This is a genomic window from Staphylococcus sp. FSL W8-0305 (assembly GCF_037966415.1).
In the GTDB taxonomy this organism is placed as follows: domain Bacteria; phylum Bacillota; class Bacilli; order Staphylococcales; family Staphylococcaceae; genus Staphylococcus; species Staphylococcus aureus.
The window spans coordinates 1,999,119-2,014,971 of sequence record NZ_CP150198.1; the positions used below are offsets into that span (position 1 = coordinate 1,999,119).

The following is a 15,853-nucleotide window of genomic DNA, read 5'->3' on the forward strand; positions in this document are numbered from 1 at the left end:
CTACTCATGTTGTTGGAGGAAATATCCAACGCCTCTACGCGTCACAATATATTCAGGATGTGACGGATCATCTTCAATCTTTTCACGTAAACGACGAATCGTTACATCGACTGTACGTACATCGCCAAAGTAATCATAGCCCCATACTGTTTGTAATAAATGTTCACGTGTCATTACTTGTCCCATATGTTTTGACAAATAATGGAACAATTCAAATTCACGATGTGTTAATTCAATATCTTCGCCACGTTTTTTAATAGAATATGCGTCTGGATAAATCACAATATCTTTAATTGTGATTTCATTCGTTACATTTCCAGTGTCTTGTGCTGGTTGTGAGTAATGACGACGTAAGTTCGCTTTCACACGTGCGATTAATTCACGCGTACTAAACGGTTTCGTTACATAGTCATCTGCACCTAGTTCTAAACCAAGCACTTTATCAATTTCTGAATCTTTAGCAGTAAGCATTATAATTGGCATTTCGTATTTTTTGCGCACTTCACGACATACTTCCATACCATCACGACCAGGTAACATGATATCTAGTAATACGATGTCTGGTTCTTCTTCATAAATTAAGTCGACTGCATCATTACCATCGTATGCACAGTACACATCGTATCCTTCTTTTTTTAAGTTAAATTCTAAAATATCAGCAATCGGTTTTTCATCATCAACTACAACAACTTTTCTAGCCATTTGCATAAACCTCTTTTCTTAAATCATTAATATTATTTTATCATTTTTTGTTCTTTATCGTTTATGTTTGTGTAAAAAATCACAGGATGTCGCTTACTATTTTTGTTATTGTGCGCATTTTCCGTCTTATAACGTATAGTAACCTATTATATAATTTACCATTTATAAGCTATTAATTCTATTTTCCAATATAAACTTATATATTAATATTTTTTATTAATTTCTCACGGCGGATTATGATAATGATTAGTCTTTCCCTATAATATGACCACGAAATCATTTTTATATTATTAAAGGTGCGAAAAAATCGGGATTCCTATTGGTGTGGATGTGAGGAAAATAAATACTATTATATTTATGTTAAGTGAGCTCTTTTGGTCTATCACTATGAAAAAGTATGTTAATAAAGGCACATGGTAATCTAATTAAAAAATTTGTTTTCTATATTTGTCTTTAATACATTGCAACTGAATTACCAGAAGTTTATACATTATAAAGAAAATGGACGAACAGATAAATCAATATGATTATCATTCGTCCATATGTCTTTTATTAATATAATATTAAACGCAAAAAATGCCTATCCTCTTGGATAGGCATTTGTACGGTCTCGACGGGAATCGAACCCGCGATCTCCTGCGTGACAGGCAGGCGTGTTAACCGCTACACTACGAGACCTAAAAAATGGTGACTCCTACGGGACTCGAACCCGTGTTACCGCCGTGAAAGGGCGGTGTCTTAACCGCTTGACCAAGGAGCCGTTCTTAAGCACAAGATAGATTATAGCACAGCCAATCTTGCCATGACAAGATATTTTTTACATAATTTTGCTATTATTTTTTGAAGAATGTTATAAGTGAAAAATTGCATTTTATTGGCAGTCTATTTATTATAATAATTACGCTATTTTTGAAATTTTTCTATTTTAGATACTTGCATTCACACTTACGTCTACTCTATTTTAATAGTCATTTTCGACATCAGACTTCCTACATTCAAGTATTTTATCTTAATTTTCATTAAATATCATCTAATCTTCTAAATTATGACTAGCAAATACCACCTTTACGTTAGTATTTTTTATCTAAATAATCGAATCGATACAGAAGCAAACATAACAAAAGCCTCCTACCAATAAAGATAGAAGGCTCATGTATTTATAATCATTGTGTATGACTTATATAAAGTTTTACCACAATTCTTTTAATAGATTTGTTTGTTCTCTATCTGGACCAACTGAGAAGATAGAAATTTGTACATTACATAATTCTGAAATACGCTCTAAATATTTACGTGCATTTTCAGGTAATTCTTCTAAAGTACGCACACTTGTTACGTCTTCTGTCCAACCTGGTAGCTCTTCAAAGATTGGTTTACAACGTTTTAATTGATCTAAGTTTGCTGGGTACTCAGTAATTTCTTTACCGTCTAATTCATAAGCTGTACAGATTTTCACTGTGTCTAGGCCTGTTAAAACATCAATTGAGTTAATAGATAAATCTGTAATACCACTTACACGACGAGAGTGACGTAATACAACTGAATCAAACCAACCTACACGACGTGGACGTCCTGTTGTTGTACCGTATTCACGACCAACTTCTCTAATATGATGTCCATCTTCATCGAATAATTCAGTAGGGAATGGACCATCACCAACACGTGATGTATAAGCTTTACATACACCAATTACCTTTGAAACGAATGTAGGACCTACACCTGTACCAACAGTAACGTTACCTGCAATTGGATTACTTGATGTAACGAATGGATATGTACCATGGTCGATATCTAACATTACACCTTGCGCACCTTCGAAAAGTACCTTTTCATCTGCTACAAATGCATCGTCTAAGATTTTTGATGTGTCTGTTACAAATTCTTTTAGACGTTGACCTGCTGCATAATATTCTTCAAAGATATCATCAAATGATGGGCATGTTTCGTTAAACATGCCTTTGAAATATGCTTGTTTATATTCAATGTTTGATTTTAATAATCTTTCGAATGTTTCTTTTTCAAGTAAATCTGCCATACGAATACCGATACGTTGAACTTTGTCTACATATGCTGGACCGATACCTTTTTTAGTTGTACCAATCTTATTATCACCGCGTAAACGTTCTTCATATTCATCTTGTGCTAAGTGATATGGTAAAATCACTTGTGCACGATTAGATATACGTAAATTACTTGTAGGAATGCCACGTTCATTTAATCCGTCTAATTCTTTCAATAGTGCAACTGGATCAACAACGACTCCGTTACCGATTACCGCTAATTTGTCTTTGTAAAAGATACCAGATGGTACTAAATGTAATTTATATGTTTCTCCGCCAAATTGAATGGTATGGCCTGCATTATTACCACCTGAAAAACGCGCGATAACATCTGACTGTTCTGCCAAGAAATCCGTTATTTTTCCTTTTCCTTCGTCTCCCCATTGTGTCCCAACTACTACGATTGATGACATGTGAGCACCTCCAAGTTTTTCTCATTTAACCATTTGATATTCTACCAATATCGAGACCATAATGCAAATAAAAATCGAACATTGATTTTCAGCCTTTTTAAAAGAAAAATCATTTTAACAAATCGTCTTCAACGTCCTCAAAACCCTTTAACAGAGTCTTTGACAGCACTAATTCATCACTTCCAATACACAAACTTAACATATATCAACCCGTTCAGAACAAAATAAAAACCGTACAATTTTATCACTAAAATGATTATTGTACGGAAAAACTTTTTTTACATCATATCAGCATGTGCATAATCGATATCTGTAAATTTATTATATTGTTTCATAAAGTGTAACTTAACTGTGCCTGTTGGACCATTACGTTGCTTAGCAATGATGATTTCAATTTCGCCGTTTTCATCATTCGTTTGCGGCTCGAAACCACCATCATCGTCATCATCTTCATCGCCACCACGGTTATAGTAATCATCACGGTATAAGAATGCAACGATATCGGCATCTTGCTCAATCGAACCAGATTCACGAATATCACTCATCATTGGACGTTTATCTTGTCGTTGTTCAACACCACGAGATAACTGACTTAATGCGATAACTGGACATTCTAATTCACGGGCTAATGCTTTTAATGTACGAGAGATTTCAGAAACTTCCTGTTGTCTGTTATCAGACGCACGTGAACCACTACCTTGAATCAACTGTAAGTAGTCAATCACAATCATGTCTAAGCCATGTTCTTGCTTTAATCGACGACATTTAGAACGTAGATCATTAATTCGAATACCCGGTGTATCATCAATAAAAATCTTCGTACGTGATAATTTACCTACCGCTATAGTAAAACGACTCCAATCTTCCTCAGTCATAGTACCGGTTCTTAAGCGGTTTGAGTCAACATTACCAGAACTACAAATCATACGTGTGGCTAACTGATCAGCACCCATCTCTAGTGAGAAAATACCAACTGTATACATATCTTCATGCGTTGCAACTTTTTGTGCAATATTAAGTGCGAACGCAGTCTTACCTACAGATGGACGCGCTGCAAGGATAATTAAATCATTTCGGTTGAACCCTGCTGTCATTTGGTCTAAATCTCGATATCCTGTAGGAATACCTGGTGTTTGACCACTATTTTGATCAAGCTCTTCAGCTGTTTCATATACTTGTCCTAAGACGTCTCGAATGTCTTTAAAGCCATCGCTTTCACGAGAAGATGATAGCTCTAAAATTCGACGTTCTGCATCACTTAAAATCGCATCTAGTTCAAGTTCATCATTATATCCATCATTGGCAATACTATCTGCAGTTTGAATTAATCTACGTTTTAATGCATGCTTAGAAACGATATCAGTATAATACTGAACATTTCGCGTCGTTGGTACATTTGTAGATAACTCTGCAAGATATTGCGGGCCACCCGCTTCATTCAACGTACCTTCCGTCGATAATTGATCCATCAATGTTACAACATCAATTTCTTTATTATCTTCATTTAAGTGCATCATTGCACGGAAAATATGTTGATGGGCACCCCTATAAAATGACTCAGGAAGCAACACTTCCTGAGTAGTATTAATCAATTCTGGATCTATAATAATTGAACCTAAGACAGACTGTTCAGCTTCATTGTTATGTGGCATTTGATTTTGCTCATACATTCTATCCATGAATGGTTACACCTCTTATTTCAATCCAACTTTATTGTTCAACTGTGTGTACGCGAATTGTACCTTCAACTTCTTTATCTAATTTAACAGGTACATTCGTATATCCTAGGGAATGAATTCCATTTGGTAAATCCATTTTACGTTTATCAATTTTAATATCATGTTGTGCTTTTAGTGCTTCGGCAATTTGTTTTGTGCTTACTGATCCAAACAATTTACCACCTTCACCAGTTTTTGCTGATACTTCAACTTCAATGTTTGATAAAGTTTCTTTTAATGCTTTAGCATCTTCAATTTCTTGTTGGCGTTCTTGTTTTGCACGTTTTTTCTGTAACTCTAATTGTTTCAGGTTACCTGGTGTTGCTTCTACAGCATAATTCTTTTTCAATAAGAAGTTATTTGCATAACCTACTGGTACTTCTTTAACTTCACCTTTTTTACCTTTACCTTTAACATCTTGTGTAAAAATTACTTTCATGCATCTTCACTCCTACTTAATTGTTCTGTAATTGCTTGTTGTAATTGCGCTATCGCCTCTTCGACTGTCACACCTTTAAGTTGTGTTGCAGCATTGGTTAAATGTCCACCGCCACCAAGTGCTTCCATTGTTAACTGGACATTTACTGAACCGAGTGAACGCGCAGATATACCAATCAGATTATCTTCACGTCTCGCAACAACATATGATGCTTCAATACCTTCTAAACTTAACAGTTCATCTGCTGCTTGTGCAACTGTTACTGGATGATAAATTTTATCGTCTGAACCATGCGCAATGGCTATGCCATTATCTTCAACTTTTACAGTTCGAATTAATTCAGATCGATTAATGTAAGTATCCACATCATCTTTTAAGAAATGTTGCGTTAAAATCGTATCTGCACCATGTGCACGTAAATAACTCGCTGCATCGAATGTTCTTGATCCTGTTCGTAATGTAAAGTTTCTTGTATCTACAATAATACCTGCATACATCACTGTTGATTCAAGACGCGTTAAACGTTGTTCTGTTGGTTGATATTCCAGTAATTCTGTTACAAGTTCTGCTGTTGAACTTGCGTATGGTTCCATATATATCAACAATGGATTAGAGATGAAGCTTTCACCACGTCTATGATGATCGATAACAACTTTACGGTTTGCTTTATTTAAGACATTTTCATCTAAAACCAGTTCCGGTTTATGCGTATCAACAATCACTACGGTTGTCTTAGATGTCATCATATCCCAAGCATCATCTGATGTAATAAATCGCTCTCTTAACTCTGGCTTTTTATCAATTTCGTTCATCACGCGTCGTAATGTTGGATCAATGTCAGTCTCATTTAATACGATGTATGCTTCTAAATTATTCATCATTGCAAATCTAGACACACCGATTGCTGCACCAATTGCATCTAAGTCAGGACGTTTATGTCCCATGATAATGACTTTGTCACCCTCTGCAAGGATGTCTTTTAACGCATGTGAGATAACACGTGCTCTTACACGAGTACGTTTCTCCATCGGGTCAGTCTTACCGCCATAGAAGCGCACATTACCATTAATACTTTTAATTGCAACTTGGTCACCACCACGTCCTAATGCTAAGTCTAGGCCTGATTGTGATAATTCACCTAAGTCGATTAAATTTTCAGTGCCTTCACCAACACCGATACTTAATGTTAATTGGGCACAATAACCAACACTTTTTTCACGTAATTGACTCAAGATATCAAATTTAGATTCTTCTAAGTCAGCTAATATTTTTTGATTTAAATAGGCTACGAATTGATCGGAACTATACCTTTTAAAGAATATATTATACTCAGTTGCCCATCGACTAATGACACGCGTTACCATTGAATTGATCTCCGAACGCTGCGTATCATTCATATTTTGCGTAATCTCATCGTAGTTGTCTAAAAATAATGTCGCAATGATTGGTTTAGAATTTTCATATAGTTCATTTGTTTGTACTTGTTCAGTTATATCAAAGAAATAGAGGCAGTGATCATTCTCAGAATAACGTACTTGGAAATGATACTGATTATATTCTATTTCAACGGATTTCACTCTATCTAATTGCTTTAAAATGTTTGGAAATACTTCATTTACAGATTCAGAAATGACATTTGCTTCCATATGATCTGTCATAAATTGGTTAACCCATTCGATGTGATCATTTTCATCTAAAACAATGATACCAATTGGTAAATGTTTGATTGCTTTATTATTTGTTGTTGAAATTTGAGCACTCAAACCATCTACATAACTATCCATTTTCATTAAAGCTTGTCTGAATAAAACGATGCTAACAATAATCATCACGACAAGAACGATAGATGCAATTAATGCTATAAGGCTATTAAAGATAAACCATACACCCATTAAAACAATTGCTGTGATGATCATGATGACAAATGGTATTAGTAAAGCTTTCTTAGTGGACTGCCGATTCATTATTCCACCTCTATTCACTTTTTAGAATTATTTTTCATGATTCGCTTCAAATTCAAACTTAAATCGATAACACCAAGTAGTCCTACAATATGCGTCGTAGGTGTCAGTATTGTACCGATAACCAATAGTAAAATCGTTACTGCATTCGGCAAACCTTTCGCTTTACCAAAGAAATGAATAACACTTAAACCTTGAATATACATCACTAATGATAACACAAGTTGGAAATTTAAAAGAATGCTCTGGAACACACTCGGTTGACCTGTAAATAATAAACATATGATAACAATAATGTATATCCATAATAAAATACCGCTCATTTGCCACGCGAAAAGTGGCTTAAATACAGGTGTAGCGATTTTAAATTTTCGTAAAATCGGAAATGTAACGATTAAGTTAATTAAGACGATTAAAAATGTAATGATAATGATGAAACCTGGTAATTGAACGGTCGCTTGTCTAAACCCTTCTTCTAATATTTGGGTCATATTCGCATCGGCACCGCTCATCGTAATCGCTTCATGTAATGTTTGCTTGAAAGGTTTTACTATGCTCGCTGATGGTGGAATTCTTCCGAATGTTTGTAGTAACATAAAGGCGATTAATGAAATTAAGCTCATCGCTACGGTTGTTACGTATAATATTCTTTCTTTAGACGTTCTTTCTTTGAGCAATTGACCAATAATTAAACTTGCAATTAAGACTAATATGATAGCACTTAAAACGAAAGTATTACCTAAAACAGTTGTTATAATTACTGTAATAAGTGCACTAATCCCGAAAGATTGTATTGATTTATTCCATAAAACGATACCTGGTATGGTTGCAAATAATGCAAATATTAGTCCTAAACCAGGCACTAGATATAAAGCTAAAGCGACAAATACCAACGTAATCGTTGCAATCATTGTTGCTTTAGGTTGTATTTTTGAAAACACATAAGCCACTCCCATATTTTTAACTATAGCTATTATTTTAACCTCTTTAATGGAAATTAACAATTTATAGATTGTATGCTTCTATTTCATTTAATTGAATAATAACTTTCATGTTTTATAAGTAATTAACATACTCATTTAAATCGCTTTTGTGTGCTTTCATTTTCAACATGATTATTTAATCCCACTACATAGCAATCAAGCTTGATTTAGATTTACAATTCATTTCCACTCTCATGTACTCTAGATGTTTTTGAATATGATAACTGTGATTTAGTGGCTTCATTCTTTGAAAATATATACATTATTACTTGCGCTTAAAATGCTTTAAATTTAAGAAATGATATAAGTTAGGTGCCCAGGTACTAAAGTTTAGTAGGAATCCATCATGCCCAACGTTATCAGGTACAAAGAAATGACGATGATATTTAAAACGTTCACCTAAAGCACGAACTTGATCATCCGGATATAGCAAATCATCTATAAAGCCCATTGTTAAGACTTTCGTTTCTAAATTTTTAAAAACATGCGTTACGTCTGTGCGACCTCGGTCAATGTTGTGACTATCCAATACATCTAGCAGTGTCAGATAACAATTCAAATCGAATCGTTCTTTAAATTTATTACCTTGATGTTGCTGGTATGCGACTACTTCATCCGGTGTGAAACGTTCATCATAACTTTTCGATGATCGATATGTCAAAAAACCTAATTGGCGTGCAATACTTAGACCTTCCTTACCACCAAGATGAATGGCCTGACGCGTAATTTCATTGAAAGCTCTACTATAAGATGATGTTCGACTTGTTGCAGCAAGAATAATGGCTTTATCTACTTCAAACTGTCGATTGTAAAGTAGTTCCATTGCTTGCATACCTCCAAGACTTCCCCCTATTAAAATATTAATTTTGTCATAACCAAGCGCTTGTATACCTCGTTCATTCGCTCTAACAATATCTCTTAATGTTAATTTTTTAGGAAAATGAGGGTCGTTTAAAGGTGAACTTGAACCGAAAGGACTACCAATAACATCAAATGTTAAAAATTGATAGTCATGAATAGGCACATATCCCCCATCAATAATTTCTCGCCACCACCCCGGATAATCATCTGTTCCATATGTTAAATGATTGCCAGTTAATGCATGACAAACTACAACTAATGGTTGTCCATGATAACCGACATGCTCATATCTCAAACGCAAGTTATCTATGACTTCCCCAGATTCTGTTATAAATTCCCCTAAATTTAAAGTATCTACTGTGTAATTTGTCATTGTTCTTTCCTCCTTAAACAAAAAACTTCTCACCCTATTGAAAAGTAAGAAGTCTTTATACTTATCATTCGAGTAACTCGTTGGTTTTAGCACCGTGCTATAAAGTCGGTTGCTGAAGTATCACAGGGCCAAGTCCCTCAACTTCTCACAATAAGAAATATGAAATTGTTATGTGTTAGTTGAGATTCAGTAATGAATTACTTTTATCATTTAAAATGTTGTTATCATTGTCATGCGTTAGCCAAATCGCTTACGTATACACGATTCCCAATCTTAACATAGATGATTTGTATATCAGAATTTTCTGATTACTAACAGTTTACCTAAGTTTAAATATCTGTTCAATGATTTTCAGTTATTTTTAAAAGAAAAATCGTAATGCTGCCATGATAACAATCCCACTAATAATTGTAATAGTTAAACTACGCGTGATTATAGATAAAATAACCGTCGGAATGAGCGCGATAATGTAAGGGATGTTTAATGTATACCCCTCACCATGAGGCGTCTGTTGAATAATGCTGTCAATGACAAGTGCCGTAAATAGTGTGATTGGGATAAATGATAGCCATCGAACCACGACATCAGGCAATTGCACTTTTGAAATCATGATAAAAGGTATAATTCGAATTAATAGCGTTACGATTCCACACAATAAAATAAGTATTAACATGTTCATATGAGTTATCATCGTTCCATCATCACTCCTAACGCTGCTGAAATTGTGGCTGCAATTAATATTGCTAGATATGAAGGCATAAACATACTTAGCGATAACATCATTACTATGACGGCAATAATGAGTACTATGTAAATTCTTAAACGCGATTTAGTAATTGATTCAAATTGTGCAATGGCTAAAAAGATAAACATAGCCGTGATAGCAAAATCTAATCCTAATGCTTGTGGATTCGAAATATACTCGCCAAACAATGCACCTGCTACACATGGAATTACCCAAAATAAATATGCTGTAATATTAAGACCATGCATCCAACGATCATTGATAGCTTCTCCTTTTAAATAAGGTGTAATGGCGACACCAAACGTTTCGTCAGTTACTAATGAACCTAATCCAACACGGTTCCAAAACCCATATGTCTTGAAGTTTGGTGCAAGCGACATACTTAAAAGGAACATTCTTGAATTTACGATAAATACAGTTAGTACAATCGCTGATATCGGTGTACCTGCTATAAACAACGCGCACATAATAAATTGCGCAGCACCGGCATATATAACAAGACATAACAAGATAATTTCTAAAATACTAAAGTTTTGAGATGAAGCCACGATACCAAATGAAATACCAACACCGGCATAACCCAATAATGTTGGGATACACTCTTGCACGCCTTGTCTAAAACTCAAATGTGTTGTCATCTCAATTACCTCCTTTTTCACTTTATATTTATATAATTACGAAAAAATAATATACCTAGTCTAATATAGTTCTATATGACAAGCAATAACGTTAGACTCCGGTTTGTCTGAGGTTAGACATACCGGAGTCTTTAATCGGCTTCATATCAGCTTTTTAGTTTTGAGAATTTTCAATATTTTATTTAATACTACCTCCATATTTTCTACGGGTTTGTAGTTGTTTTTAAGTACTAATTTTATAATTTTTTATATCTAATGATGAGTCTGGGATATTGATTCATGTCTCTAACACTTTCGATAATCCCCCCTACCCTACTGCATCGATATTACTCATACTACATCAACGAAATCAGTTTTTTATCACTTAATTTCCCATAATAGTGATGCTCAAAATTGTTACGTTTTAGATTGTTTTAGTTCATCATAATTATCCCGTATTGTTGCTATAATGAAATGCGTTCACCCCATTAAACAACAAACTTAATTTATTGTTGTTATGTGCATTGGCTCACTATTATACTTTTACAGCACAAAAAAAGTGGCGACAGCTTCGTCACCACTTTTTAAAATATTATTTAAAGTATCTTGGCCTTGCTTTAAGTATACGTAGATATATACTTTTTAAAGCTTGTAGCTAAAGTCTTTATTTAACTGGTTTTGAAATTTGTGTTTTACCACCCATAAATGGTACTAATGCTTCTGGAATTGTTACTGTTCCATCTTCATTTTGGTAATTTTCAACAATAGCAGCAAATGTACGTCCAACTGCTAAACCACTACCATTTAATGTATGTGCTAATTCTGGTTTAGCTGCTTTGTCACGCTTGAAGCGGATGTTAGCACGACGCGCTTGGAAATCCGTACAGTTTGAGCATGAACTAATTTCTTTATAATCATTGTAGCTTGGTAACCAAACTTCTAAATCATATGTTTTGCTTGCACTAAATCCAATATCACCTGTACATAAAATAACACGACGGTATGGTAAACCTAACTCTTCTAAAATTGCTTCTGCGTTTGTTGTCATTTCTTCTAAAGCATTCCATGAATCTTCAGGTTGTTCAAAACGTACCATTTCCACTTTATCGAATTGATGTAAACGAATTAATCCTCTTGTATCTCTACCTGCTGATCCTGCTTCACTACGGAAACATGCAGATTGACCAGTGAATTTTTCAGGAAGTACACCTGGTTGAATAATTTCATTACGATAGAAATTCGTTAATGGTACTTCAGCAGTTGGAATTGTATATAATCCTTCTTTTTCTACTTTAAATAAATCTTCTTCAAATTTAGGTAATTGACCTGTACCATACATTGTATCTGCGTTTACAAGCTGTGGTACCATCATTTCTGTATAACCATGTTGTGTTGTATGTTTTGTAATCATATAGTTCATTAAAGCACGCTCTAATTGCGCACCTTCATTTGTTAAATATACAAAACGCGCACCTGAAACTTTTGCTGCACGATCAAAATCAGCCATTTTCAATTCTTCTACAATATCCCAATGTGCTTTTGGTTCAAATGAAAACTCACGTGGTGTACCCCACTTTTTAACTTCAACGTTATCTTCATCAGATTCACCTTGAGGTACATCATCACTTATTAAATTTGGAATACGACAAAGGATACCTGTCATTTTACTATCAATTTCATTTAATTGACTATCTTTTTCTTTAATATCGTCACCTAATGTGCGCATTTCAGCAATCACATCATCAGCATTTTCTTTATTACGTTTTTTTAATGCGATTTCTTCGCTTACTTTATTACGACGTGCTTTCATTTCTTCTGTTGCACTAATTAATTTACGTCGTTGCTCATCCAATTCTAAAATTTCATCTACAACTTTTGGATCATCTCCGCGTAATTCAATTTTGCTCTTAACTGTGTCAGGCTCATTTCTGAATAATCTAATGTCTAACATTAACCTTCATCCTTTCCCAAATAATTATCATTTATTATGGAATGACGCACGTCTTTATTTTTTAGAAAATAAAAAAAGACCACATCCCTACAAGGGACGTGGTCTACGCGTTGCCACCCTATTTAACAATTTAAGTTATAAAGATACACTAAACCTAAATTGCACTTCACTAAAATAACGGTTATCACCGATTGTTCTTTTAAATAAGTAGGTAGATTCATATATATGTTGATTCTTGTTCACACTAACCACAAGCTCTCTGATATCGAACACTATATATTACTTGTCCTACGAACAATGTCTTATTAAGTTATTTTTAATATAGCAAACTATATTTGCTTTTTCAAGTAACGATTTCAAACATCAATCATGTCGATTTAGTGACATGCAGTCGTTTGATAAATTGATTGCTTTAAATACTGTGCAACCGCTTCAATATCTTTATGAAATTGACGGTCATATGTAATGGATGGCACGATACTTCGAAACTCATCATACTTGCGACGTGTTTTTGGTGATAATCCTTCGACACCTTTCAACTCTGCTGCTTGTAATGCAATAACACATTCGATTGCCAACACACGTCTTGCATTTTCAATAATTTGATAACCATGTCTAGCAGCTGTAGTTCCCATAGATACGTGATCTTCTTGGTTCGCAGATGAAGTGATAGAATCAACACTCGCTGGATGCGCTAAAGTTTTATTTTCAGAAACGAGACTTGCAGCAGCATATTGCATAATCATCGCGCCACTTTGCAATCCTGGCTCTGGACTAAGAAATGCTGGTAAATCACCATTTAATTGAGGATTTACTAGTCGCTCTAGACGACGTTCCGATACGTTTGCTAATTCACTTACACCTAATTTAAGATGATCTAATGCAAAAGCAATAGGTTGTCCATGGAAGTTACCACCCGAAATAACAAACGTTGCATTTGCTTCCTCAAATATAAGTGGATTATCATTAGCCGCATTCATTTCAAATTCTAATTGCTGTTTAACATAATTGAATACTTGAAAACTCGCGCCATGGATTTGTGGTATACAACGCAATGTATATGCATCTTGTACACGTATTTCTGCTTGTCGCGTCGTTAATGTTGATCCTTCTAACCAATCACGCATACGCGCTGCCACATTAATCTGTTCTTGAAAATTACGAACAGCGTGCACATCATGTCGATATGCATCTATAATGCCATTAAGAGACTGATGCGTTAATGCAGCAATCCATTCAGATTGGTAACCTAAATCTTCTGCTTCTATATAACTAATGACACCTTGAGCTGTCATAGCTTGCGTACCATTAATCAATGCTAAACCTTCTTTAGCCTGAAGGTTCAAAGGTTGTCTATTTAATTCTCTTAATACATCGTCACTATCCTTTTCTTCACCTCTGTACAATACTTTCCCTTCACCAATTAATGCTAATGCTAAATGTGATAATGGCGCTAAATCTCCTGATGCACCGAGAGAGCCTTGCTGTGGGATTATCGGTATAATACGTTCATTTATAAAAAATTGTAATTGTCTCACTAATTCTAAAGTGGCACCTGAATGACCTTTTAATAATGTATTCAATCGTAAAATCATCATGACTAATGCTACTTCTTTTGAAAATGGCTCACCTAGTCCACAGGCATGTGAGCGTATCAGATTCATTTGTAATTCGTTATATTGCGTCGGGTCTATACGTACATCACTAAATAACCCAAAACCTGTAGTGATACCGTAAACCGTTTCCTCATTTTCAATAATACGTTCAACTACTGCTCTACTTTTTTTGACACGTTCTAACGCATCATCAATAATTTCAATCTTTGATTGTTGTTGTAAAAATGATTTAATATACTCAATTGTTAGTGTTTCACCATCTAAATATAAAGTCATATATGTTACCCCCTTGTTTATATTAAGTAACCCATCCTTCTTGAAGTATACGTTTTCATTTTTATTGAAACAATGGTTTTACGTACATTTATAACCTATTATCAGAGCACTATTGTAGTGCGTTAAAGGATATTAAGATTGTTGTAAGCATATTTAATAATTTATCTATTGACGAATTGCATATACAGGTATAGTATTTTCTATTGTATTTAACGACAAATAATAATGAATTCAGAAATTTATAATACATTTTGTTAAAAGTTACTATATATTTTTAAAATTGAATAAATTCGGAAAAGGCTTTTACATGGGAGGTTATATCACTATGGAAACGTTAAATTCTATTAACATTCCTAAGCGTAAAGAAGATTCACATAAAGGTGATTATGGCAAAATTTTATTAATTGGTGGATCTGCTAACTTAGGTGGTGCCATTATGTTAGCGGCTCGTGCATGTGTATTTAGCGGTAGTGGTTTAATCACTGTAGCTACACATCCAACAAATCATTCAGCATTACATTCTCGTTGCCCAGAAGCGATGGTTATTGATATTAATGATACGAAAATGTTGACGAAAATGATTGAAATGACTGACAGTATACTAATTGGTCCAGGTCTTGGCGTTGATTTCAAAGGAAATAATGCCATTACATTCCTACTACAAAATATACAACCGCATCAAAATTTAATCGTAGACGGCGATGCCATCACAATCTTTAGTAAATTGAAACCACAATTACCTACATGTCGCGTGATTTTTACTCCGCATCTCAAAGAATGGGAACGATTAAGTGGTATTCCTATTGAGGAACAGACATATGAGCGTAATCGTGAAGCAGTTGATCGTTTAGGCGCAACTGTTGTACTTAAAAAACACGGTACTGAAATTTTCTTTAAAGATGAAGACTTTAAATTGACAATCGGTAGCCCAGCAATGGCGACTGGTGGTATGGGCGATACACTTGCTGGTATGATTACAAGTTTTGTTGGTCAATTTGATAACTTAAAAGAAGCGGTTATGAGTGCCACATATACACATAGTTTTATTGGCGAAAATCTTGCAAAAGATATGTATGTGGTGCCACCATCAAGACTTATCAATGAAATACCTTACGCAATGAAACAATTAGAAAGTTAG

General features: G+C 34.5%; 12 protein-coding genes, 2 tRNA genes, 1 riboswitch and 1 other annotated feature. Of the genes, 1 reads left to right on the plus strand and 13 read right to left on the minus strand.

Annotated elements, in window-relative coordinates:
• The 13 genes from yycF to hutH form a co-directional block, all read right to left on the minus strand.
• On the minus strand, window positions 1-702 hold the full coding sequence (gene yycF, locus NST10_RS09735; RefSeq protein ID WP_000101976.1) for a response regulator YycF: 702 nt from the start codon (window positions 700-702) through the stop codon (window positions 1-3).
• Window positions 703-1,307: 605 nt separating this feature from the next.
• Window positions 1,308-1,380 (minus strand) — tRNA-Asp (locus tag NST10_RS09740).
• A gap of 7 nt (window positions 1,381-1,387) precedes the next feature.
• Window positions 1,388-1,462 (minus strand) — tRNA-Glu (locus tag NST10_RS09745).
• A gap of 429 nt (window positions 1,463-1,891) precedes the next feature.
• Complete coding sequence (locus tag NST10_RS09750) at window positions 1,892-3,175, minus strand: adenylosuccinate synthase (protein ID WP_000095328.1); 1,284 nt, start codon at window positions 3,173-3,175, stop codon at window positions 1,892-1,894.
• Between the two features lie 278 nt (window positions 3,176-3,453).
• Window positions 3,454-4,854: a replicative DNA helicase gene (gene dnaB, locus NST10_RS09755; RefSeq protein WP_000375647.1), complete on the minus strand. Its 1,401-nt coding sequence runs from the start codon at window positions 4,852-4,854 to the stop codon at window positions 3,454-3,456.
• 31 nt (window positions 4,855-4,885) lie between these two features.
• Window positions 4,886-5,332: a 50S ribosomal protein L9 gene (rplI, locus tag NST10_RS09760; RefSeq protein ID WP_000864305.1), complete on the minus strand. Its 447-nt coding sequence runs from the start codon at window positions 5,330-5,332 to the stop codon at window positions 4,886-4,888.
• Entirely contained in the window at window positions 5,329-7,296 is a 1,968-nt protein-coding gene (gene gdpP / locus NST10_RS09765) for a cyclic-di-AMP phosphodiesterase GdpP (protein ID WP_339209724.1), read from the minus strand. Before gdpP ends, rplI begins: the two co-directional genes overlap by 4 nt.
• Before the next feature lie 14 nt (window positions 7,297-7,310).
• On the minus strand, window positions 7,311-8,249 hold the full coding sequence (locus NST10_RS09770) for a YybS family protein (RefSeq protein ID WP_001791031.1): 939 nt from the start codon (window positions 8,247-8,249) through the stop codon (window positions 7,311-7,313).
• A 292-nt stretch (window positions 8,250-8,541) separates the two neighbouring features.
• The gene (locus NST10_RS09775) at window positions 8,542-9,510 is read right to left on the minus strand and encodes an alpha/beta fold hydrolase family protein (RefSeq protein WP_339209726.1); all 969 of its coding nucleotides are present in this window, start codon (window positions 9,508-9,510) and stop codon (window positions 8,542-8,544) included.
• Between the two features lie 58 nt (window positions 9,511-9,568).
• A riboswitch (SAM riboswitch) is annotated at window positions 9,569-9,667 on the minus strand.
• Window positions 9,668-9,871: 204 nt separating this feature from the next.
• Window positions 9,872-10,201, minus strand: a complete 330-nt coding sequence (locus NST10_RS09780; RefSeq protein ID WP_000628050.1) for an AzlD domain-containing protein — start codon at window positions 10,199-10,201, stop codon at window positions 9,872-9,874.
• Window positions 10,198-10,893 (minus strand): AzlC family ABC transporter permease, encoded by a 696-nt coding sequence (locus tag NST10_RS09785; protein WP_000207101.1) that lies wholly within the window; start codon window positions 10,891-10,893, stop codon window positions 10,198-10,200. The genes NST10_RS09780 and NST10_RS09785 overlap by 4 nt, the downstream gene beginning before the upstream one ends.
• 643 nt (window positions 10,894-11,536) lie before the next feature.
• Window positions 11,537-12,823: a serine--tRNA ligase gene (gene serS, locus NST10_RS09790; RefSeq protein WP_000884337.1), complete on the minus strand. Its 1,287-nt coding sequence runs from the start codon at window positions 12,821-12,823 to the stop codon at window positions 11,537-11,539.
• 89 nt (window positions 12,824-12,912) lie between these two features.
• Window positions 12,913-13,128, minus strand: a binding site (T-box leader).
• A 72-nt stretch (window positions 13,129-13,200) separates the two neighbouring features.
• Entirely contained in the window at window positions 13,201-14,715 is a 1,515-nt protein-coding gene (gene hutH / locus NST10_RS09795) for a histidine ammonia-lyase (RefSeq protein WP_000177483.1), read from the minus strand.
• Between the two features lie 325 nt (window positions 14,716-15,040).
• On the opposite strand from hutH, the gene NST10_RS09800 reads away from it, so the two are divergent.
• Entirely contained in the window at window positions 15,041-15,853 is an 813-nt protein-coding gene (locus tag NST10_RS09800) for an NAD(P)H-hydrate dehydratase (protein WP_000449218.1), read from the plus strand.